We start from the raw sequence: 20,836 nt of genomic DNA, 5'->3' as shown, positions 1-20,836 counted from the left end.
CGGTGAACACACGGGCAGGGATGGTTGGGGCTGTTGTTCCGGAGACGGTGGCGCCGCAGGAGGGAGGGCAGCATGCAACTGTCGGCCTGGCAACCGGCGGGCTGGACGCCTTGCCCGAAGCCGACGTCAGTAATGTGGGCGGCGTTGAGCACGCAGACCGGCTGGGTCAATGCGATGCACGATTCGTTGGCGCCGTTGAGTGGCCTGGTGACCTTGGTCGACATGCTGATCAACGCAATCTGGGGCGGTATCGGCTGCGGCTTGCAGCAGTTCATGATGTCTCTGTTGCTGAGCGTGTTTCTGGCCGGTTCGATGACCGGGCGCACGCCGGACTTGTTCGGCCGCAAGATCGAGTCGCGCGAGATGCAAATGCTGGCGCTGCTGATCCTGTTGCAACCGCTGGTGGTGTTGGGCTTGACCGCGGTAGCGCTGGCAGTGCCGGCATTGACTGCTAATTCCAACCCCGGCTTTCATGGCATCAGTCAGGTGTTCTACGAGTACACCTCGGCATTTACCGACAACGGTTCGGGTTTCGAAGGCCTGGGCGATGCCACGTACTGGTGGAATCTTAGCTGTTCGGTAGTGCTGGCATTGGGCCGCTATCTAGTGCTGATCCTGCCGCTGATGGTGGCCGCGGGCATGGCGGTGAAACGGCGTGCGCCCGAGGCGGCCGGCAGCCTGCAGGTCGAAACCCCCACCTTTGCGTTGACCCTGATGGCGATCGTGCTCACCGTGCTGCAGTTCATGCCGGCACTGGTGCTGTGCCCTATCGCTGAACATCTCGCCCATGCGAGCACCGAGCAGGCGACGTGCTTTCCTGCCCTATCCAGCGACATCAGCCATAGTGCGGCGGCGTAAATCCCGCCGCGTCCAGGCATTGCGCCAGCGCTTCCGGCGGCGGCCCCATGGGTGGCTCATCCGGCAGCGCCAGTGCGATGCGCTGCGCGGTGGCGCAAGCCTGCAGTGCAGCGTCGAACTCGGGATCGTACGGCGGCGGGCCATGTGGTTCGCCTGGTCCGTGCGGTCTGTCGAACGCCAGACCCTCAGGTCCCGGGCCACCTGGTCCCGGGGCGACCAGCTCCAGGACCATCCGGCGAATGCGGAGGCAACGCCACGCCCTTGCTCGCCAGGCAAGCATCGAAGGCCGCCCGATCCAGTCGTCCATCGGGCGCGGCGGCGTGCGACCCGGTAGTGGGCGGTGGTGGCAAGGGAACACCTTGTTCCTGCGCACAGCCCCGCAACGTAGCCAAAGCGCTTGCACGCGGCAACGCTGGCGGCGGACCGCGATGTCCGTGTGGTGGCGGTGGTGCATCGTAAGGAGGGCCGCACAGGCTGGCGCAGCCTCCCAGGCTCAGCGCTGCAAGCAATGCGGTGGTAACAGCAAATGTCGGTCGTGTCTGGACCATCGTCGATCTCCCTGGATGGATGGCGCTCGTGCGTACAAAGCATGCACATGCCGGGTGCGGGCTGGGCCGCGTGTTAGGGAAAGCCTTGCATGCGGATGTGCCGCGCATTTGCCGCTGCACGCCAATCGCTGGCATGCGCTGATTGCAACGTTGCAGTTGCTGCGAAGCGGACGGTAAAGCTGTCAGTTCTCGACGACGGCAGGCGCCACGCTCACGGGGGTTTCCACCGTGTGCTCCGGCAGCGACGCCAGCACCGCAGTGCGAAACCGCGCGGCAAACGCGGCGTCGTTGGCTTGGTAGAACGCGCGCGCATTGGCCGACAACTTGTCCAGCTGCGCCTGCGGCAGCGCCAGCGCGGCTTCCACTGCGCTGGCAATGCCCGCAGCGTCCACGTAGTAATACGACGCCAGACGCCGCAGGCGCACCTCGGCCACCGGGATCAGCACGCCGTGCTCGGGCCTGACCAATTCGTTCATCGGCTCGCCGTCAGTGGCTAGCGTCACCGCTCCCACGCTCAGCGCTTCCATCAGGTAATGACCGAAGCCCTCGGCCTCGGACGGACAGATATGGAACCGATGCGCGTTCTGCAGCCGACGCAGTTCGGCATCGTCGAGATAGCGGACGCGGTGATCGATATTCTGCGCCACCACCGGCCTGCCGGCGGTGCGCGGGTTCTGCACCACCGTCAGCAGCGGCCATTCCGGATGCCGCTGCCAGGTCTCCAGCAGCACACGCGTGCCCTTGGCGGTGCTGCGCCCGGCCAGATGAAAGAACGCCCGCCGACGGGGCACTTGCGGGTCGTACCGATCCGGGCTGCTGAAGCCGATAAAGCGCGTAGTGCATCCCAGGCTGCGGAAGATCCGCTCGGCGTGATGGGTCTTGCACAGCACCGCATCAAAGCGCGGCAGCAGCGGCAGCCACTTGGGCAGCAGCCATTCCGGATTGGGCACCAGAAGATTGATCCGACCCAGCGGCAGACAGCGCGCATACACACGTTCGGAAAAGATCTGCAGCGGCACACGCCCGAACAGCGCGCGGCTGGCCCACAGGCGGGCTTCGCGCCCGGTGTCCTGCAAGCGCTGGCTGGTGAATCCCACTTCCTGCACCGGCACGCCGCCAGCGCGCAGCGTTTCGGCCATTAGCACCATGTCACGGGTCAGCCCAACGCCGTTATCGCGGCTGATCACCCGCATCATCGGAAACGCCTTGTCATGCGTGCACACGCCATTGCAGCGGCGGAGTGTCAATACAATGGTTTCCTGCGCGATGTCCCGTTCTGTCATGTTGCGTCACACGTGTGCCAATGGTTGACAAATTCGATCATTATGATGCGTGCTCCAGCCTTGTAACTGCGAGCACCATGTATCCGCTAGCCGCCACCCTGCGCGGGCTAATCTCCGCGCCACCGACGATGACCTCAATGGACATGCAACAACACTGCGTTCTTGTGGTCGACGACGACCCGGACCTGCGCAAGCTGATCGGCGAGTTCCTCAGCGCCCACGGCTATCAGGTGGATGTTGCCGGAAACGCGGCGGAGATGCGCAAGAGCGTTGCGCAGCGCCGCCCGGACCTCATCGTACTCGACGTGATGATGCCTGGAGAAGACGGACTGAGCGCTGCGCGTGCCCTGGCCAGTGAGCGCGGTTCGCCTGCGGTCATCATGCTCAGAGCGCTAGGCAACGACACCGACCGCATCATCGGTCTGGAAGTGGGTGCCGACGATTGCCTGGCAAAGCCTTGCAATCCGCGCGAATTGCTGGCGCGGGTGCGCGCCCTGCTGCGCCGCAGACAGGCCGGCAGGGAGTAGGCCGATCACCGCGGCAACGTCTACGAGTTCGCCGGCTGGCGGCTGGACGTGGTGCGTCGCGACCTGCGCGACCCTACCGGCATCTTCATCAATCTGTCCGATGGGGAGTTCGCGCTGCTGCGTACCTTCGTCGAACATCCGCAGCGGGTTCTGAGCCGCGACCAGTTGCTGGACTACGCCCGCGGTCGCGACACCGATGTCTACGATCGCGCCGTCGACAGCCAGATCAGCCGCCTGCGCCGCAAGATCAACGAACGTGTCCATACCGAGTTGATTCGCACCGTCCGTAACGAAGGCTACATGCTGCTGCCTGGCGTCTCGCGCTTGTGAGTAAACCGGCACGTCGCGGGCTGTCGATCTTTGCCCGTACCTTCGTGTTGCTGGCGGTGGCGCTGCTCACGGCCCAGGCGGTGGGTATCGCGCTGCTGGTGATGCGAACCCCTATCTACGAGCCCCCGGTGCATCCGCCGGAGGTGGTCGCGCTGCTGTCCAGGCGCATGCCGGCCGGCACCCAGACCCTGCAGGTGCACGAATCCGCCCAAGCTCCCACGGCGCCAGCGGCAGACCAGGTGCGCGACCCGTTCGCCGAAATGTTGCTTGCCCATTGGCTGAATGTCCCCGAGCAACGCGTGCGTTTCTATCGCAGCGCCAACGATCGCGAAGGCCCGCGGCTGGGTATGCCGGGCCCGCAGCCAATGCCGCCATTCCCGGGTAACTGGCCGCGCGAACGCCAGTCCGGCGAGCCGCCATTCGGCAACGGGCTAAGGCCGGACGATGCGCCCGGCGTCTGGGAAAGCGAGCGGCTGACCCCCGGCGTGCCGCTGCTGGACGGCTTCACCGCCGCGCTGCAGCAGCTCGACGGCCGCTGGCGCACGGTGGCGTTGCCACATCGACGCTTGTCGGACGAGTTCAAAACCCAGGTGGCGCTGCTATTTCTGGCTGGCTTGCTGGCGAATGTGCCGCTGGCGTGGCGGTTTTCGCGTGCGCTGTCGGCGCCGATCAAGCGTTTTGCCGAAGCCGCCGATCGCCTGGGCCGCAACCCGGATGCCGCCGCGCTGCAACGCAGCGGCCCGCCGGAAATCGTGCGCGCCGCCGAGTCGTTCAATGCGATGCAGGCGCGCCTGAACCGCCTGATCAACGAGCGCACCCACATGGTCGCGGCGATCGCGCACGACCTGCGCACACCGCTGGCGCGGTTGTCGTTCCGCCTGGATGGCCTGCAGCCGCCGCTGCGCGAGAAGGCGATGGCCGATATCGACGAAATGAAGGCGATGATTCCCGCCGCACTGGACTTCATCCAGAACGATCGTCATCGCGGCGTCCGCGCACCGTTGGATCTGCGTCTGTTAGTGGAGAGCGTGGTCGACAACGCCACCGACATCGGAGCCGACGCCGAACTGCTGCCCGGTCCGGCGATCACCCTGGATGGCGACCCGCTGGCATTGCGCCGCGCGGTGATGAATCTACTGGAAAACGCCTTGAAATACGGCAAACGCGCACGCTTGTAGCTGCAGCTGCAGCGCGATGGCGAAGACGGCGTGCTGTGGATCGACGACGACGGCCCTGGCATCGACCCTACGTAGCGCGAACAACTGCTGCTACCGTTCGTACTTGGCGAATCCTCGCGCAACCGCGGCACAGGCGGCATCGGCCTGGGCTTGTCGGTCGCGCACAGCATCGTGCTGGCGCATGGCGGCGATCTACGCCTGGACAATCGCGCGCGCGGTGGGCTGCGGGTGACGGTGCGTTTGCCGTGCATGCCGGGGCGGCGCTGAGGCGGAGTTGGAGTGCGTTCTATCGCGCCGCGCATGCCGAGCCAACGTGCGAAGGCGCGTCTTCAAGATGCCCACCGCTTGGCTCCACTCGCTGATGCAGGTTCAGAAGGAGTGAGAGTGACGTGGCGCGCCGTTATCAGATGTATGCAGACCGCCCGGCCCCGCTCGTCGTCTCTTCGGTCGGTCGAAGAGCCGGAAAGCCGAATCGCCGCCTGCGCACGATGCAGCGTGATTGGCGATCACCGCCCGAATCCACACCTGGAGACAGCAACGTGCCTGAGATCAGCAGCGCTCTACGACCGCTGCCGGCAATACGTGCTCAGTACGCGAACGAGCGGAACACGTGATCGACATCGCCGTTCCATGCACCGTGATACAGCGCCAGCTTGCGCTCGGCGGCGGTGACGCCGCTCTCGGCGATTTCGGCAATCACGTCCAGAAAGCCGGTTTCATCCTGACCGTCGCCATTCAAGCGTGCACGCCGACGCAGACCTTCGCGCGCGATGTTGACTGCCTCCACCGCCAGATCGCGCGCGGTGCCGTTGCGGAACGGCAGGCCGAGTGCGTGCCTGGGCACGCCGTCGCGCAGCGCATGGCGCTCGGTCGTGCTGAAGTCCTTGACCAGATCCCAGGCCGCATCCAGCGCGGTGTCGTCATACAACAGCCCCACCCAGAACGCCGATAGCGCGCACAGACGATCCCACGGGCCTGCATCGGCGCCGCGCATTTCCAGATACTTCTTCAAGCGCACTTCCGGGAACGCGGTGGTCATGTGGTCCGACCAATCGCGCAGTGTGGGCAATTCACCCTGCAGTGCCGGCAGCTTGCCCTGCATGAAATCGCGGAAGCTCTGCCCGCTGGCATCGACGTAGACGCCGTTGCGGTAGGAAAAATACATCGGCACATCGAGCAGGTAATCGACGTAGCGCTCGTAGCTGAAACCATCGTCGAACACGAAATCCAGCATGCCGGTGCGATCGGCGTCGGTATCGGTCCAGATGTGCGAGCGGTAACTCAGATAACCGTTCGGCTTGCCTTCGGTGAACGGCGAATCGGCGAACAGCGCGGTGGCGATCGGCTGCAGCGCCAGCGACACACGGAACTTCTTCACCATGTCCGCTTCGGTGGCGTAATCCAGATTGACCTGCACCGTGCAGGTGCGCGTCATCATGTCCAGACCGAGCGAGCCGACCTTGGGCATGTAGTTCTTCATGATCTGGTAGCGGCCCTTCGGCATCCACGGCATCTGGTCGCGACGCCATTTCGGCTGGAAACCCATGCCGAGAAAGCCCAGCAGCAACTCGCTGGCCACCTGCGCCACTTCATCCAGATGGGTGCCGGTTTCCACGCAGGTCTGATGCAGAGTTTCGACTGCTGCGCCAGAGAGTTCCAGCTGCCCGGCCGGCTCCAACGTTACTGACGCGCCGTCGCGTAGCAGTGCGATGGTGTGGCCGTTTTCCTGCAGCGGCTCCCAACCGAAACGGGTCAGCCCGGTCAGCAATGCCTCGATGCCGCGCGCGCCTTCGAAGGTGGGCGCGCGTAGATCATCGAGCTGGAAGCCGAACTTTTCGTGCTCGGTCCCGATCCGCCAATCCGCGCTGGGCTTCTCGCCGGAGGCCAGCACCTGGACCAGTTCCGCGCGTTCGGTGATCGGCGTTTCGACGACGTAGCTGGGACTCGACAAGGGCAGGCTCGCAAATGTGAAGGGGTGGAGCGATGTGGGGAGGCTCCCCTGACACCGCAAGGCCCGCACTATAACCGCCCGGCGGGAAAGGATTGGCCACACGGCCGGGGCATGAGATTTCCACCAACTAGAGCCGGCAGTCGATCGCAGCGTCGGCGTGATCTGCGCCCACTTCGCCAGGATGCGTGCAAGGCAATATCGCCAAACTGAGCCCTTAAATTCGGCATGCAACGTACCCATCGGCGCGCGCAAACGCAGACAGCGAAACGAAGTCCGTCGCCGCTGACGGTCCAGGCATCGGCCCGAGCCCCACCACCTGCTGCACGGCATCACTCGGCCGCGGGCGCTTCCAAGTCCAGGCCCAGCCAGCCAGCCACGATGCTGCGCAGTTCGTCCACGCCCTGGCGCGATTCGCCGGAGTAGGTCTGTACGGTCACGCTGTCGCCGAAGCGGGCGGAAACCTCTTTCTGGACCTTCTGCAGGGTCTGCATCTGCTGACCACGGCCGAGCTTGTCGGCCTTGGTCAGCAGGCCGTGCGCAGGCAGGCCGCGTTCGGCCGCATAGCCCAGCATCTGCAGGTCGTAATCCTTGAGCGGGTGGCGGATATCCATGACCACCACCAGCCCGCGCAAGGCCTCGCGGGTGCGGAAATAGCGGTCGATAAAGGCCTGCCAGTGCGCCTGCAGGTCCTGCGGCACCTTGGCGTAGCCATAACCGGGCAAGTCCACCAGATAGCGCTCGGGCTGGATCTGGAAGAACACCAGCTGCTGGGTGCGGCCAGGCATCTTGGAGACGCGGGCCAGCGCATTCTGGCGGGTCAGCGCATTGAGGGCGCTGGATTTTCCGGCGTTTGAGCGGCCGGCGAAGGCAACCTCGTAGCCGTCATCGTCGGGCAATTGCCGGGCGTTGTGGGCGGACAGGTGGTAGCGGGCTTGTTCGATAAGGAGCGACATCCCCCTAGGATCGCACGTTCGGGCTTGGCGGTTTTGCTGCACTGTTCGTTGACCCTGGCGCAAAGGCGTGTCGATAATCGAAGCACGCCTGCCACAGCCAGCACCAAACGCGCGCGGGCCGGGTCCATACGGAGCTTTAGCTGATGCGCCATGCTCGTGTGCTTGTCCTCGCCGCTCTCGCCGTGTCGGTCATCGCGGCCTTGGCGTTTGCGCAATCGGCGGTCACGCCGGTCCCCGATCCGCCGCCCGTGCGCGTTGCGCCGCTGGAGGTGGACCTATCCAAAACCACCTGGGGCGACGCCAAGGCTGGCCAGACCAAGGCCGTCGCCTGCGCGGCCTGCCACGGCCAGGATGGCAATCCGGCAGTGGCCATGTACCCACGCATCGCCGGGCAAACCGAGCGCTACGTGGCGCATCAGGTTGCGCTGATCGCCAGCGGCGAGCGCACCACCGGCATGTCGGCGGTCATGGTGCCGTTCGTCAAGTACCTCACTGCGCAGGACATGCGCGACCTGGGTGCCTACTTCGCCACCCAGAAGTCGTCCGCCGGGGTCGCCGACGATGCGGTGGTCAGCGAGGGGCCGTATCAGGGCCTGAAGTTCTACGAGGTCGGCGAAAAGCTCTACCGCGGTGGCGACATCGCGCGCGGAGTGCCGGCCTGCATGGCCTGCCATGGCCCGTCTGGCGCCGGCAATCCGGGGCCGGCGTATCCGCGCCTGGGCGGCCAGCATGCCGACTACGTGGCGCGGCGGCTGAAGGAATATCAGGCAGGCACCACCCAGGAGCGCAATCCGGCGCTGTTCAATATCATGGCGCAGGTGGCGCGCCCGCTGACCGAGCAGGAGATCCAGGCGCTGGCCAGTTATCTGCAGGGTCTGCACGACCGCGCCGACGATGCAGCCGCCGCACGGGCACCTGCCGGGACACCACCACCCTCATGAGTTGACTGCCGCAGCTGCCACACCGTTTCACGACGCCGGTCCCGCGACCGGCGTCGTCGTTTCACGCTTCCCCCTCGCATCCCCACGGAGCCCGCATGAATCTGCTTTCCCGCCTGTCCCTGCTGTTATTGAGCCTGGTGCCGCTGGTGGCCTGTGCCGTCGACAAGAAGGCGCCGCCGGTCGAAGGTGAGGACTACGTCCTGATCGACGGCGGCCAGCCGTACGCCCCGCTGGCCGGCAAGATCGAAGTAGCCGAAGTGTTCGGCTACACCTGCCCGCACTGCGCGCATTTCGAGCCGGTGCTGGACGCCTGGGTGGCCAAGCAGCCGTCGTATGTGCGCTTCACTCCGGTGCCGGCGGCATTTGGCGGCTCCTGGGATGCGTTCGCGCGCGCCTACTTCGCCGCCGACATTCTGGGCGTGGCCAAGCGCAGCCATCGCGCCATGTTCGATGCGATCCACGAAAAGCAAAGCGTGCCCTCCCAGAACGTGGCCCCGGAAGAACTGGCCGCGTTTTATGCCGATTACGGTATTGCGCCGCAGCGCTTCATCGAGACTTTCAAGAGCGAGGCGGTGGACGCCAGACTCAAGGCCGCACGCGAGTTCGCGCTGCGCAGCAAGATCCCCGGCACCCCGGCCATCATCGTCAACGGGCGCTATCTGATTGGCGCGCGCAATTACCCCGACATGCTGCGCGTGGCCGACTACCTGATCGCCCGCGAGCACGCCGCGCCGGCCAAGCGCTGAACCGCAAGCCGCCACCGACGGCCGCCCGTGGCATCATGCGCCCCGCGGCCGCCCGGCCTTTTCCTCGTCCCACGCTGGAGATCCAATCCGATGAAGACCCGCTTCGCCCTGACGCTGATGGCGCTGCTGCCGATCCTGGTCGCCTGCAAGGCCCAGGACGGCTCGTCCGACACCGCGCCTGCCGCCACCCCGGCTGCCGAGACGGCGCCTGCGCCGGCCGCTGCTGCGGCTGCCGCCCCCGCCGCAGCGCCTGCGGTTGGCCAGAGCGCCGCCACGCCGCCGGCCGCCGCGCCCAGCGCCGCGCCGCGCGCACCGAACGGCCCCGATCCGGTCGCCGGCACCGACTATCTGGATATCGAAGGTGGCCAGCCGTATCAGCAGGCCGCCGGCAAGATCGAAGTGGCCGAGGTGTTCGGCTATGTCTGCCCCGCCTGCAACGCGTTCCAGCCGCTGATCGGGCCGTGGAAGGCCGGTCTGCCCTCGGACGTGCATTTCGTCTACGTGCCGGCGATGTTCGGTGGCCCGTGGGATGACTACGGCCGCGCCTTCTATGCCGCCGAAACGCTGGGCGTGCAGGAAAAGACCCACGAAGCGCTGTACAAGGCCATCCACGTCGAGCAGACCCTCAAGGGCGAGCGCGGCAAGGATTCGGTGCAGGACATCGCTGCGTTCTACGCCAAGTACGGCGTGGACCAGAACACCTTCATCAACACCATGAGCAGCTTCGGCGTGTCGGCCAAGACCAACCGCGCCAAGCAGTTCGCCAAGCGCAGCAAGATCACCGGCACCCCGACGCTGATCGTCAACGGCAAGTACCTGGTCAAGGGGCAGAACTTTCCGGACATGCTGCGCATCGCCGATCACCTGATCGCGCGCGAACGCGCCACGCTGGCCAAGTGAGCCGAGCGATCGCAACGTCGTGAACGCTTCGGACTCGCGTACCCTGCGGGTGCTGACCGCCAATATCCAGGCCGGTTCCAGCACCCGCCGTTATAGCGACTATGTCACACGCAGTTGGTCGCACGCGCTGCCGCTGGGCAGCAAGCGCACCAGCCTGGACAGCATCGCCAAGCTGGCCGGTCAACGCGACATCGTAGGCCTGCAGGAAGCCGATCCGGGAAGTCTGCGCTCGGGCTTCACCAACCAGACCCACTACCTGGCTGAGCGCGCCGGTTTCGATTACTGGAGCCACCAACCCAACCGTCGCATGGGCGGGGTGGCCTCCAGCGCGAATGGGTTGCTGAGCAAGTTGGAACCGGTGGAGGTGCAGGATCACGCCCTGCCAGGCCGCATCGGCGGGCGCGGCATCCTGCTGGCCAAATTCGGCCAAGGCCGCGACGGTCTTGCCGTGGCCGTGGCGCACTTGTCGCTGGGCGCAAATTCACGCATGGCGCAATTGGCCTTTATCGCCGAGTTGTTGTCCGATCATCCCAACGCGATGTTGATGGGCGACTTCAACTGCATGGCCGATCGACCGGAAATGCAGGCCTTGTATCGCCACACGCGTCTGCAACCGCCGAGCTGTGTCCTGCACACGTTTCCCAGCTGGCGACCGGATCGGGCGATCGACCACATCCTGGTCAGCGACAGTCTGGTGATCGAACACACCGAGGCGATTCCGGCCGCGTTTTCCGATCATCTGGCGGTGGGCATGAATATCCGCGTGCCATCGCAGCTGCTGCGTTAGACGACGCGAAAGTGTTGCTCTCAAGAATCAGGTGCAACATTTGGATAAATCGAATGTCTGCATAAGAGTCGCTATCAAAACTACTGCGCAGTCGCCAGGCGAGCGCGGACCGCCTGGCCGTCCGCATGTCGTCGCACTGTTGCACTATCCAGGAGTCACATGAAAGCCGTCGTCTACACAGCCTTTTCCCAGCCTCCCCATCTGCTGACGGTCGAAGATCCAACGCCCGAGCGTCACGGCGTGGTGGTTCAGGTCCGCGCTACGGGCGTCTGCCGCAGCGATTGGCATGGCTGGAAAGGCCATGACCCGGATATCCGGCTGCCGCATGTGCCCGGTCACGAATTGGCGGGCATCGTTGCCGAGGTAGGCAAGGACGTCACAAAGTGGAAGGTCGGCGATCGCGTTACCGTTCCTTTCGTCGGCGGCTGCGGCGCCTGCGCGGAATGCGACAGCGGCAATCAACAGGTATGCCATCGCCAATTCCAGCCGGGCTTCACTCATTGGGGTTCGTTCGCCGCCTATGCCGGGATACACAAGGCGGATGTGAATCTTGTCGCGCTGCCCGACAGCATGGACTTCGCCACGGCGGCGAGTCTGGGCTGTCGTTTCGTCACCGCCTTCCGTGCCGTCGTCGATCAAGGCAAGGCAACGGCCGGACAATGGGTGGCGGTTCATGGCTGCGGTGGCGTGGGGCTGTCCGCGGTCATGATCGCGACCGCCATCGGAGCGAACGTCGTCGCCATCGACATCTCGGACGAGGCGCTGGAACTGGCCCGCTCGCTCGGTGCTGTGGCGACCGTCAACGCGAACCGCGTCGCCGATGTCGCCGAAGCTGTGCGAGAAACGACAAAGGGCGGCGCGCACGTGTCGCTGGATGCGCTCGGCCATCCGACCACCTGCTTCAATTCCATCGATAACTTGCGACGCCGCGGCAAGCATGTCCAGGTTGGGCTCATGTTGTCCGATTACAGCCAGCCTGCGATACCGATGAGCAAGGTCATTTCCCACGAACTCGAGATCTACGGCAGCCATGGCATGCAGGCGCACCGCTATGACGCGCTGCTGGAGATGATCGGCGCAGGCAAGCTGGCGCCCGAAAAGCTGATCGGCAAAACCATCTCTCTCCACCAGTCCATCGATGCGCTGATCAACATGGACCGGTACGAGACGACTGGCGTGACTGTCGTCACCGAGTTCTGACCGGCCGCCGCCACGCCATGCCATGCCTGCGCTCGCTCGATACGCATCGTCGGTCGATCCGAAGGACCGAGGGATCGCTGCTAGTGCGCGACGGCGCGCACGGGCGTGGGCCGATATAGCCGTCTGCTCCCACATGCAGCCATCGATCCTGGTCCGACGATGCGTCATGGTCGGCGAGCAACGCCTGTATCAATAGGTAGTTCAACGGCCTGCTACCAATAACCACCGCTACATCATTCGCCGCATGCGAAAAGCTACGGGGGGTGTGCCGACTGCCCACCTGCAGCGAGCGCATTCGCCAACGATTGGAAGGCTTCGCGTTGTACGGCCCGCTTCGTAGGTGGACCGGTCAAAATCCGCGGCATGGCACCCGTCACCTTCAAGCCGGGCTCATCCGGCACAAACTGGTCTCTCCCTCGGGAGGAGCATCCACCCAGACAGGTTCGGGAGCAGGTTGAGGCCAGCACCAGTACCAGCGACAGTAAGCCGCTGCTTCCACGATTGCCGCCCAATCGGCGAGGGGTAGGGCGGGAGGAACCTGGGACGCCGCTGCAACGCAGGGCGCCCGTGCCCGTGCATGCGCGACCGCGACCCGAAGCACGTGGCGGCGCATGGGACGGGCGCGCCCAGCAGCAACCGGCAACCCACTCGCATCGACGCAATGATCCCACCCACTGGCGCGATACCGCGCCCGGGCGGCGCCCGGACAAAATGCCCGCTGACGCCGGCGCTGCGTCGTCGCATCTGCGGACACAGCGGCCAAGTCATGGCTTGGAGCTGATGACAAAGGATCTCTGCCTGGCCGAACAAAAGCTCGACCCGACGGCAAAAGAGCGGCTGTGGGAAGAGCGAGAGCGGTATCGGCGACCGTTGGAAACAGACAGCCTGATAGATCAGACGCACAACGCTCGCCTGTGCGTCGCCATGGCACGGGACAACGAGCTGGTGCGTCGTATCGTCGGCTGCAAGCTGGCCTTGCCCTTCCTGGATGGGAGCGAAAGCCCGGAAGCCAATGCGCAGTGGCTCGACAAATATCTTCAGATGCTTGCCAATGCAAGGCCGGCCGCAGGCGTAACGCAACGCGATCTTGATCATTGCACCGACCTCGCGGCGAAGTATCTCTCCGAGACCGGGTGGTTCGACGGTGCACCGCTGAAAAAGCTGGCCCATGTGGGCAACAAGCTGAGCAAGCACCCGAAACAGCCGGCGTGCATGCAGGCAATTGCTTGGATCGCCGCACAGGTGGAGCAGGCCGATGGTCGGTTGGGTCTGAATGGCCGCGAATTGGCCCTGTTACTGAACGCCTTCGCCAAGAACACCAACAGCGGTGGGTGCGAGCTCGCGGCGGCTCGCCTGGCACGTTACCTGCAGCGTGAACAGCGCATCCGGCAGTCTTTGAACGCGCAGGGCTTCAGCCTGGCACTCAATGCCTTCAGCAAGTGGTTCGATCACCCGGACTGCCGGTCCATGGCGCACTCGCTCGCCGCGCAGCTGGCCGACGATCGCCGTTTGCGCAACGAACTCAACCCGCAAGAAGTGGGCAACGCGTTAAACGCACTGAGCAAATGGCCCGACGCGCAGGACTGCAAGACCGCCGCCAACGTACTGGCTTCGCGGCTGGCCAAGGAGCCCAAATTGCGCAACGCCCTCGACCCGCAAGGCGTGGCCAACGCGTTGAACGCCCTGAGCAAATGGCCCGACACGCCGGCCTGCCAGGCCGCCGCCAACGCGCTGGCCCGGCGGCTGGTCGACAACGATCCCCGTTTGCGCAACGCTCTCAACCCGCAAGAAGTGGCCAACGCGTTGAACGCCCTGAGCAAATGGCCCGACACGCCGGACTGCGAGGCGGCCGCCCGCGCGTTGGCCTGGCGGCTGGTCGACGACGATCCCCGTTTGCGCAACGCGCTCGACCCGCAACACGTGGCCAGCGCGCTCAACGCCCTGAGCAAATGGCCCGACACGCCGGTCTGCAAGGCCGCCGCCAACGCGCTGGCCTGGCAGCTGGCCGACGACAATCCCCGTTTGCGCAACGCGTTCGACCCGCAAGGCGTGGCCAACGCGCTCAATGCACTGAGCAAATGGCCCGACACGCCGGACTGTGAGGCCGCCGCCCGCGCGCTGGCCCTGCGGCTGGCCAACGAGCGCGGTTTGCGCAACGCCCTCAACCCGCAAGAAGTGGCCAACGCGCTCAACGCACTGAGCAAATGGCCCGACACGCCTGCATGCACGAAGGCCATCGACGCCTTGGCTGGGCGGCTGGCTGCAGACCACGATTTGCGCAACGCCCTCAAACCGCAAAACGTGACCAACGCGCTCAACGCACTGAGCAAATGGCCCGGCGCGCCGGACTGCAAGGCCGCCGCCACCGCGCTGGCTTCGCGGCTCGCCGACGATGCCGGTTTGCGTAACGCCCTCGACCCGCAACATGTGGCCAACGCGTTGAACGCCGTGAGCAAATGGCCCGACACGCCGGACTGCGAGACCGCCGCCACCGCGCTGGCCTCGCGGCTGGTCGACGACGATTCCGCTTTGTGCAACGCCCTCAACCCGCAACACGTGGCCAACGCGCTCAACGCCGTGAGCAAATGGCCCGACACACCGGACTGCGAGACCGCCGCCAGCGCGCTGGCCTCGCGGCTGGTCGACGATGCCGGTTTGCGCAACGCTCTCAACCCGCTAGGCGTGGCCAACGCGCTCAACGCCCTGAGCAAATGGCCCGGACGCGCGAGCTGCGAAAAGGCCATCGACGCCTTGGCCGGGCGGCTGGCTACGGACCACGATTTGCGACACGCCCTGGAAGTGCAGGACGTGGCCTTGTCGCTCAATGCGCTAAGCAAATCGCTTGGAGGGGCTGCCTGTCGTCAGGCAGCGTTGCTGCTCGCCGAGCGCCCAGGCTCGGCCGAGTTGCCGTGGCAGCAGTTCGACATGCTCGGGCTCGCCCAGTTGGGCAACGCGCTGTCCCGCCTGCTACGGGTAGACGAGGAAGAGTTTCAAACCTTGGGCAGCGACAAACTGAAGGCACTGGCCGGGCACCTGGAGCTGCACCGCGCGCGTTTTGAGTCCGCCTCGGTCTCGGAGATCGGGCTGATCTTCAAGGCCCTTTCATCGGCCCAGCTTCATTGCCAGATGCGGCCGCTGGCACGACCGGCGCTGGAGCGGGTTGCCGCGCTCATGCACGACGATGGATTACGCGCAACGAACCTCGAGGGGCTAGGCAGCCTGTGCATGGGCCTGCTGCCGCTGATCCGCAGTCCGGAGCTGACCCCTCGCCATCGCAGTCACGCCCTGAGCGTATTCAACACGTTGCAGCCGATCGTAGAGCGCAAGATCGCCTTGTACCTCACGGTCGGTGGCTCACCTGCATCGGCTCAGACCGAACAGCACGCCACACGTTGCCCGGCGTTGACGTTCTTCCAGGTGCTCAAGGCCTATGCGGTGGTGAGTCGGCAATGGAAGCCGCGCCACGTCCAAGGCGCGCGCCAGGAACTGCACCAGCGCCGCGAGCAGCTGGCGCAATGGGTCGACCAGACGCTCGAGCGCACGCGCGAGGCCATCGAGGCGGACCTCGGCGAGATGAGCTGGAACCTGATCGCGCAGATCGAGGCGGGCGACCAGGTGTTCGACGCCCTGGACCGGCGCATGGCCAAGGAGGCGCCAAGGATCGCGCAGGCCCATCCACCGAGCCGCTTCGACCTGGGCGCTGGGCGCCTGGGCATGCGTTCGGCACCCGGCCAGCCCGTCGCGCCGGCACCCGGCACCGGCAGCACGACCCACATCGTGGTCGATCTGCGTGGCAAGCAAGTGTCGACCAACGCGACCGAGACGGACAAGCCTTACTCGCTGTTCACGCGGCTGACGGGCCTGCCGCTGGTGGAGGTTCAGCTGCCGGGATCGATTTCAACGTTCATGCTCGCGCGCACGCTCACCTACCAGGGCCAGCCCTGGCGCTTCGACATGTTCGGCGGCAGCCGCGCCACGCGCGGCCACCTGAGCCGCCCCTCCGACCTGCTGTCCGGCGCATCTGCATCGCCGTCGCTGCTGCCGGCGATCCGCTATGCCGACACCGTCCCGGGCAGCAGCCTGATGAAGCTCATCACCAAGCTCGCCCCGCAGCGCGAGGACTGGTCGCGCATGCAGCGCTCGCTGCTGGAGATGGTGCCAAGCGACCACGTCGTGGAGGGCACGCTGCGCCTGGGCTTTTTCGACGACGTCAGCGGCCCTGCGCACCCATTCAAGCCCACAGCACCCGACGGGCGCCCCCTGGCGCTGTGCCCCAACGATGGCTGCGGCTTTCTGAAGCTGGAGGTGGCCCAGCGCATCCCTGCCTTCCGTGCGTACTTCTCCGCCTGGGAAGCGGTGCAGGCCGGCCGGGCTAGCCAAGCCCAGCGCGACCTTCTGGCCAAGGACAAGGGACCCACGCGGCTGGCACCACAGGCGCTGCAGCACTTCCCACGCGACCAGGCGGCGCTGCAGGAGGCGCACGAAGCGATGCAGCGCCGGCTGCAGGCGCTGCCGCCCGAGCTGAGCCAACTGGTGCTGTACGAGCTGGCCACCAGCGGCGGCTACGAGGGCCAGAGAGTCCGGGCGGTGCCCTCCGCCGACAACCAGGTGCACCTGCCGCGCGAGCGCAGCCAGGCCTTCGACGCCGCCGGCGGCGCCTTGCTGATCGGCAAGCCGCCTTACGACAAGGAGAACCTGCTGCCGGTGCCGCAGGAGTATGTCGCTACCGCGGCGCAAGGCGATGCCACGGCCGAATTCCTCTCGCAGTGCTTCGGCATCCAGTACAGCTACACCGGCTTCGACGACAGCGCGGGCGACGCTGCTGGCAGCGACCCGGCGATGCTGCACAGCAAGGGCATGCTCATCGTAGTGCCGGCGCAGAACTGGCCGGCGCAGTTCGCGGACGTGGACCTGGCCTGCTCCAAGGAAGATCTCAAAACCCTGTCGCGCTGGACCGCCGGACGCGACCGCAGTGCCGTGCCGCAGGACATGCTCAGCACCGGCAGCCTGCGGCTCAAGGACATCGTGGAACCCGGGCGTATGGGCGCACTGCCGATCCCGGAGCTGCGCAAGCGCAACATGGACACCGACGGTGACGATGCGTTCGTGTACGCGGGCTACCCCAGGCTGGCGGAGCTGATCGCGCGCGAGATGGACGATCGTGCGGCGCGGCGCGGCCAGCCACGCTCTTTCAAGCCGCCGAAGACGGCCACGCCGGCCATCGACCCAGACAGCGGCCACTACCAGGCCGGGCGGCTGTCCGAGATCATGTCGCTGCAGCGTGGCGGCCAGATCATGGGCGCGGCCAGCACCCTGGCGGCGCGCTTCATGGCGCAGCCCGACCAGCTGCGCAAGGCGATGGCGCGCAAGATGATGTTCGGTACGTACGACGGCATCGAGCGCGACCTGCGCAACGGCTTGCGCCAGGTACTCGACGGCGAGACCACAGATCGCGAGGTGTTGTTGGCGCAACTGCGCGCCCAGGCGCACGAAGCGATCAGCCGCGCCCACATGCCCGAGGCGCGTGAAGTGGCCGAACTGCTGCACGCGCAGCTGCTTGAGCTCGAACTGGCAACGGCTCGCTCAGCCGAGGCGCCAGGCTTGCCCGACGCACTGGCTTCAGCCGAGGCGCCAGGCCTGCCCGACGCGCCGGCTTCAGCCGAGACGCCGCGCCTGCCCGACGCGCTGGCTGAGGCGTTCCCAACGCTCGCCCGGGCCTACATGGCTGCGCCTGATGCCGACGCACGTCTGCGCGCCATCCTCGACAACTACCCGGTGTGCCTGTTATCGCACGCACAGTTCCCGGAGGGGCAACCGGGGTTCATCCCCAACGAGCCGGAACTGAGCATGCGCAACCTCTTCACCATCGCCATCAAGGTGGGCACCGATGCGCTGAAATCCGACACCGGCACAGCGCTGTTCGCCAAGATCGTGGAGTCTTGCGAACGCTCCGAGCGAGCGTTCGCCGAGCGGGTACGCAGCGTGCCCTACGGCAAGACGACTGCCCGGGCCATGCACGAGGGCCGCTTCGACGCCGAGCAGACCAAGGTGCTGCTGCAGAACATGCCGACGATGGCGGCGGGCGTCATGCAAGACGCGCTGCACTCGCTGCAGCAGGCAGGCCTGATCGACCCGCCGCCCCCGCCGGCCGAGCGCCTGCGCGCCGTGCAGCACGAGGACATCGTGCGTGCGGCCGAGGCCCTGCGGACACGCGCCGGCGAGATGGAGCCCGTAATCACCAAAATGCTGATCGGCGCCGCCAAGCTCCATGGTGGGCACCTGGAGGGAATGGGCCATAAATTCAAATCGCCCGGCTCGCTGGCGGAAAAATTCAGACAGCAGATTGCTTTGAAACACAAGACCCTGGAAGAAGCGGCCGCTTGCATCAACGACGCGCTGCGCTACAGCGTGGTATTGGAGCCGCAGCACTTCACCGTCGGCCTGCGCGGCGTGCTGGCCTCACTGGACAATCAAGGCCATGTGCGCGTCAAGCTGCTCAACCTGTTCACGCGGCATAGGCAGGCATTCAAGGCAGTCAACGTCACGCTGCGCAGCCCGGAAGGCGCGCTGTGGGAGATCCAGTTCCACACGCCGGACACCTTCAAGCTCAAGGAGGAATTCCACGACCTGTACAAGGAAAGCTTTGCGCTGCAGCTTGAGAGCGCCTCACAGGTCGATCAGCACCAACTGCAGGCGTCTGCGCAGGCGGCCTTCAGCGGCGTGAATGCGCCGCCGGGCTGCGAGGAGATCGACGATTGGAAATAGCCCTGCCTTTGGCGCGGCGCACGCCGCAGTAGGAGCGGTGTGAGGCGCAGTGGAACGGCAAACCGGTATAAGCCCAGTACCAACCAAGGGCGCTGATCGTCGTGGGGTCAGCTGCAGGGTCGCCAGGGATTTATGCAAAAACCAGCCATTTCTCAGGCAATCCATCGCCTCAGGATGGGCTGACGCGGGATAATTCTGCATTATCCCGCATTACCCCGCGTGACTTAGAGTGGCTAACAAAACCCAGGAAGAAGCCGTAAGCAGACGATGGAGCAAGCAAGCGAGAGCAACGCCAAGTGGAGATCGATGCGGCGTTCAAAGCGGATGCGCAGTTTGCCCATGCCTGCGAACCAGGCATGGGTGCGCTCGACGACCCAGCGATGGCGGCCCAACCGGTCGTTGCGCGCGATCCCCTTGCGTGCGATCCGCGCAATGATGCCGCGCTGCTTGAGGAAGGCGCGACAGCGGTCGATGTCGTAAGCCTTGTCGGCGTGCAATTTGTCTGGCCAACGTCGCAGGCGCCCTGGTTTGCCACCAATTGGCGGCAAGGCGTCGATCAACTCCTCGAACACGACCGAGTCGTGCCGATTGGCGCCGGTGACGCACACCGCCAAGGGGATGCCGTTGCGATCGACGATCAGATGCCGTTTGCTGCCGAGTTTGCCGCGATCGGTCGGGTTCGGCCCGGTATATGGGCCCCCCGGGGGGAGGCTACGCTAGCGGCGTCCAGACCAGCTCGGCTCAGGTCCAGCGTCTGAGCGCGACGTCGCTCGGCCAGCAACACCTGATGCAGACGATGCCACACACCGGCGGCCTGCCAATCACGCAACCGGCGCCAGCAGGTCATGCCGCTGCCGTAGCCCAGCTCCATAGGCAGGTCTTCCCACGGCACGCCCGTGCGCAGGACATAGACGATGCCGTTGAGGGCTTGCTGATCACTGATACGCGGCCGTCCACCTTTGGGCGAACGCTTCACTTGCGGAATCAGCGGCTCGATGCGCTTCCACAGCGCAATGGGGGATTTCTTTGCGACGTGTCATGTCCGCAATTTTGCCACCGGCGAGACAAGATTCAAGGGGTTTTGTTAGACGCTCTTATTTGCCCGCAACCTCTGCTACTAACATGCAGGTACCGGTGGTAGCCGGTGACCGTTGAGAATCTTGGTCGCGTCGGGAACGTTGTCCACGCCGCCAAGCTGGGCAAAACGGCGCAAGGTCGGGATCTCGTGCAACGCCTCTTCCATCGCCTGATCGCTCAGTGCATACCACACTGCTGCAACAGATGAATCCGCAATATCTTCGCCAATGCGTTCGGCTGCCGACCAAGCCGGCCCGACATCGGATAATGTGGTTCGATCATTGCGAGAAGTTGCTTCCATGGCACCGCCTGTTCCATCTCGGCCAGAAAGATCTCCCGTCGGGTTTGCTATTGCAAAGGGGCAGATAGAGATGAGAACGGTAGTCCCGTTGGTACGGAGTTTGACCTCACATGATCGTGGGCCTACTGAGCTGGAGCTCGAATGCCAGCACTGCCCGACGACGCGACAGCGCCTGTTTTCGTCGGTGTTCGGCTGACCGGGGCTGATCCAACTGCAGTCTCTGAACGTGCTGACAAGCTGATAAGCGCTGGTATTTCGGTCGAAGTCCACCTGGAGCGCATTTGATGCGGACCACACGACGATGCATGGCGCTGGCTTGTCTTGTGAACAGACAGCATCCAGGGAGCTGGCGTTCGGCTATGGCAATGCTCTCCAGCCAGGTCGCTATCGGCTCAAACTGCGTTTTGATCGGAATGGAGAGGCGCTGGTCGCTGCTAATGCGCAATTCCTCGTGGCTTACACCTACAGAAGAACCGGTTGTTGCACGATTT

The 20,836-nt window shown here is 65.3% G+C and carries 10 protein-coding genes and 5 pseudogenes; 9 read left to right on the top strand and 6 right to left on the bottom strand.

Translation table 11 applies throughout. The features are described from left to right. Positions 1 to 126 precede the first annotated feature (126 nt). Positions 127 to 798, top strand: a pseudogene (locus tag PD885_RS17465) (potassium-transporting ATPase subunit KdpA); the annotation flags it as partial. Positions 799 to 835: 37 nt separating this feature from the next. Here PD885_RS17465 and PD885_RS17460 read toward each other — a convergent pair. Together PD885_RS17460 and PD885_RS17455 are read right to left on the bottom strand one after the other, a co-directional pair. Then, a pseudogene (locus PD885_RS17460) lies at positions 836 to 1,208 on the bottom strand (hypothetical protein). Between the two features lie 380 nt (positions 1,209 to 1,588). Further along, complete coding sequence (locus tag PD885_RS17455; protein WP_002805036.1) at positions 1,589 to 2,689, bottom strand: glycosyltransferase; 1,101 nt, start codon at positions 2,687 to 2,689, stop codon at positions 1,589 to 1,591. A gap of 137 nt (positions 2,690 to 2,826) precedes the next feature. Between PD885_RS17455 and PD885_RS17450 the strand changes: the two are divergent. Together PD885_RS17450 and PD885_RS17445 are read left to right on the top strand one after the other, a co-directional pair. Then, positions 2,827 to 3,546 (top strand): annotated as a pseudogene (locus tag PD885_RS17450) (response regulator). Further along, positions 3,543 to 4,991 (top strand): annotated as a pseudogene (locus PD885_RS17445) (ATP-binding protein). The pseudogenes PD885_RS17450 and PD885_RS17445 overlap by 4 nt, the downstream one beginning before the upstream one ends. 319 nt (positions 4,992 to 5,310) lie before the next feature. Here PD885_RS17445 and PD885_RS17440 read toward each other — a convergent pair. Further along, on the bottom strand, positions 5,311 to 6,675 hold the full coding sequence (locus PD885_RS17440) for a glutamate--cysteine ligase (protein ID WP_002805033.1): 1,365 nt from the start codon (positions 6,673 to 6,675) through the stop codon (positions 5,311 to 5,313). A gap of 329 nt (positions 6,676 to 7,004) precedes the next feature. Beyond that, positions 7,005 to 7,628, bottom strand: coding sequence for a ribosome biogenesis GTP-binding protein YihA/YsxC (gene yihA, locus PD885_RS17435; RefSeq protein ID WP_002805031.1), 624 nt, complete (start codon positions 7,626 to 7,628; stop codon positions 7,005 to 7,007). A gap of 143 nt (positions 7,629 to 7,771) precedes the next feature. On the opposite strand from yihA, the gene PD885_RS17430 reads away from it, so the two are divergent. The 6 genes from PD885_RS17430 (at position 7,772) to xopAD (ending at position 18,967) form a co-directional block, all read left to right on the top strand. Beyond that, entirely contained in the window at positions 7,772 to 8,569 is a 798-nt protein-coding gene (locus PD885_RS17430) for a c-type cytochrome (RefSeq protein ID WP_002805030.1), read from the top strand. A gap of 95 nt (positions 8,570 to 8,664) precedes the next feature. Beyond that, positions 8,665 to 9,315 carry a thiol:disulfide interchange protein DsbA/DsbL gene (locus PD885_RS17425; RefSeq protein ID WP_002805029.1) on the top strand — a complete coding sequence of 217 codons (651 nt, stop codon included), beginning with the start codon at positions 8,665 to 8,667 and terminating at the stop codon, positions 9,313 to 9,315. Positions 9,316 to 9,405: 90 nt separating this feature from the next. Then, positions 9,406 to 10,215: a thiol:disulfide interchange protein DsbA/DsbL gene (locus PD885_RS17420; protein WP_065975057.1), complete on the top strand. Its 810-nt coding sequence runs from the start codon at positions 9,406 to 9,408 to the stop codon at positions 10,213 to 10,215. Positions 10,216 to 10,264: 49 nt separating this feature from the next. After that, positions 10,265 to 11,002 (top strand): endonuclease/exonuclease/phosphatase family protein, encoded by a 738-nt coding sequence (locus PD885_RS17415; RefSeq protein ID WP_002805027.1) that lies wholly within the window; start codon positions 10,265 to 10,267, stop codon positions 11,000 to 11,002. A gap of 159 nt (positions 11,003 to 11,161) precedes the next feature. Next, positions 11,162 to 12,202 carry a zinc-dependent alcohol dehydrogenase family protein gene (locus tag PD885_RS17410; RefSeq protein ID WP_002805026.1) on the top strand — a complete coding sequence of 347 codons (1,041 nt, stop codon included), beginning with the start codon at positions 11,162 to 11,164 and terminating at the stop codon, positions 12,200 to 12,202. Positions 12,203 to 12,775: 573 nt separating this feature from the next. Continuing rightward, entirely contained in the window at positions 12,776 to 18,967 is a 6,192-nt protein-coding gene (gene xopAD, locus PD885_RS17405) for a XopAD/skwp family type III secretion system effector (RefSeq protein WP_386270488.1), read from the top strand. Positions 18,968 to 19,200: 233 nt separating this feature from the next. Here xopAD and PD885_RS17400 read toward each other — a convergent pair. Both PD885_RS17400 and PD885_RS17395 read right to left on the bottom strand, forming a co-directional pair. Further along, positions 19,201 to 19,982 (bottom strand): IS5 family transposase gene (locus tag PD885_RS17400; RefSeq protein ID WP_386270985.1). Its coding sequence is split into 2 segments (ribosomal slippage): positions 19,201 to 19,670 and positions 19,670 to 19,982, totalling 783 coding nucleotides; the frame shifts between segments, so codons are not numbered across the junction. A gap of 123 nt (positions 19,983 to 20,105) precedes the next feature. Further along, positions 20,106 to 20,377: pseudogene (locus PD885_RS17395) on the bottom strand (transposase); the annotation flags it as partial. Positions 20,378 to 20,836: the final 459 nt, after the last annotated feature.

Source organism: Xanthomonas fragariae, assembly GCF_900183975.1.
Lineage (GTDB): Bacteria > Pseudomonadota > Gammaproteobacteria > Xanthomonadales > Xanthomonadaceae > Xanthomonas > Xanthomonas fragariae.
Note: the sequence above shows the minus strand (reverse complement) of the source record. Positions and strands in the feature narration are given on the sequence as shown.

Bases quoted from the DNA above. Each gene is read 5' to 3' on its own strand.
- PD885_RS17455 (WP_002805036.1), bottom strand. From the start codon at position 2,689: ATGACAGAACGGGACATCGCGCAGGAAACCATTGTATTGACACTCCGC.
- yihA (WP_002805031.1), bottom strand. From the start codon at position 7,628: ATGTCGCTCCTTATCGAACAAGCCCGCTACCACCTGTCCGCCCACAAC.
- PD885_RS17430 (WP_002805030.1), top strand. From the start codon at position 7,772: ATGCGCCATGCTCGTGTGCTTGTCCTCGCCGCTCTCGCCGTGTCGGTC.
- PD885_RS17425 (WP_002805029.1), top strand. From the start codon at position 8,665: ATGAATCTGCTTTCCCGCCTGTCCCTGCTGTTATTGAGCCTGGTGCCG.
- PD885_RS17420 (WP_065975057.1), top strand. From the start codon at position 9,406: ATGAAGACCCGCTTCGCCCTGACGCTGATGGCGCTGCTGCCGATCCTG.
- PD885_RS17410 (WP_002805026.1), top strand. From the start codon at position 11,162: ATGAAAGCCGTCGTCTACACAGCCTTTTCCCAGCCTCCCCATCTGCTG.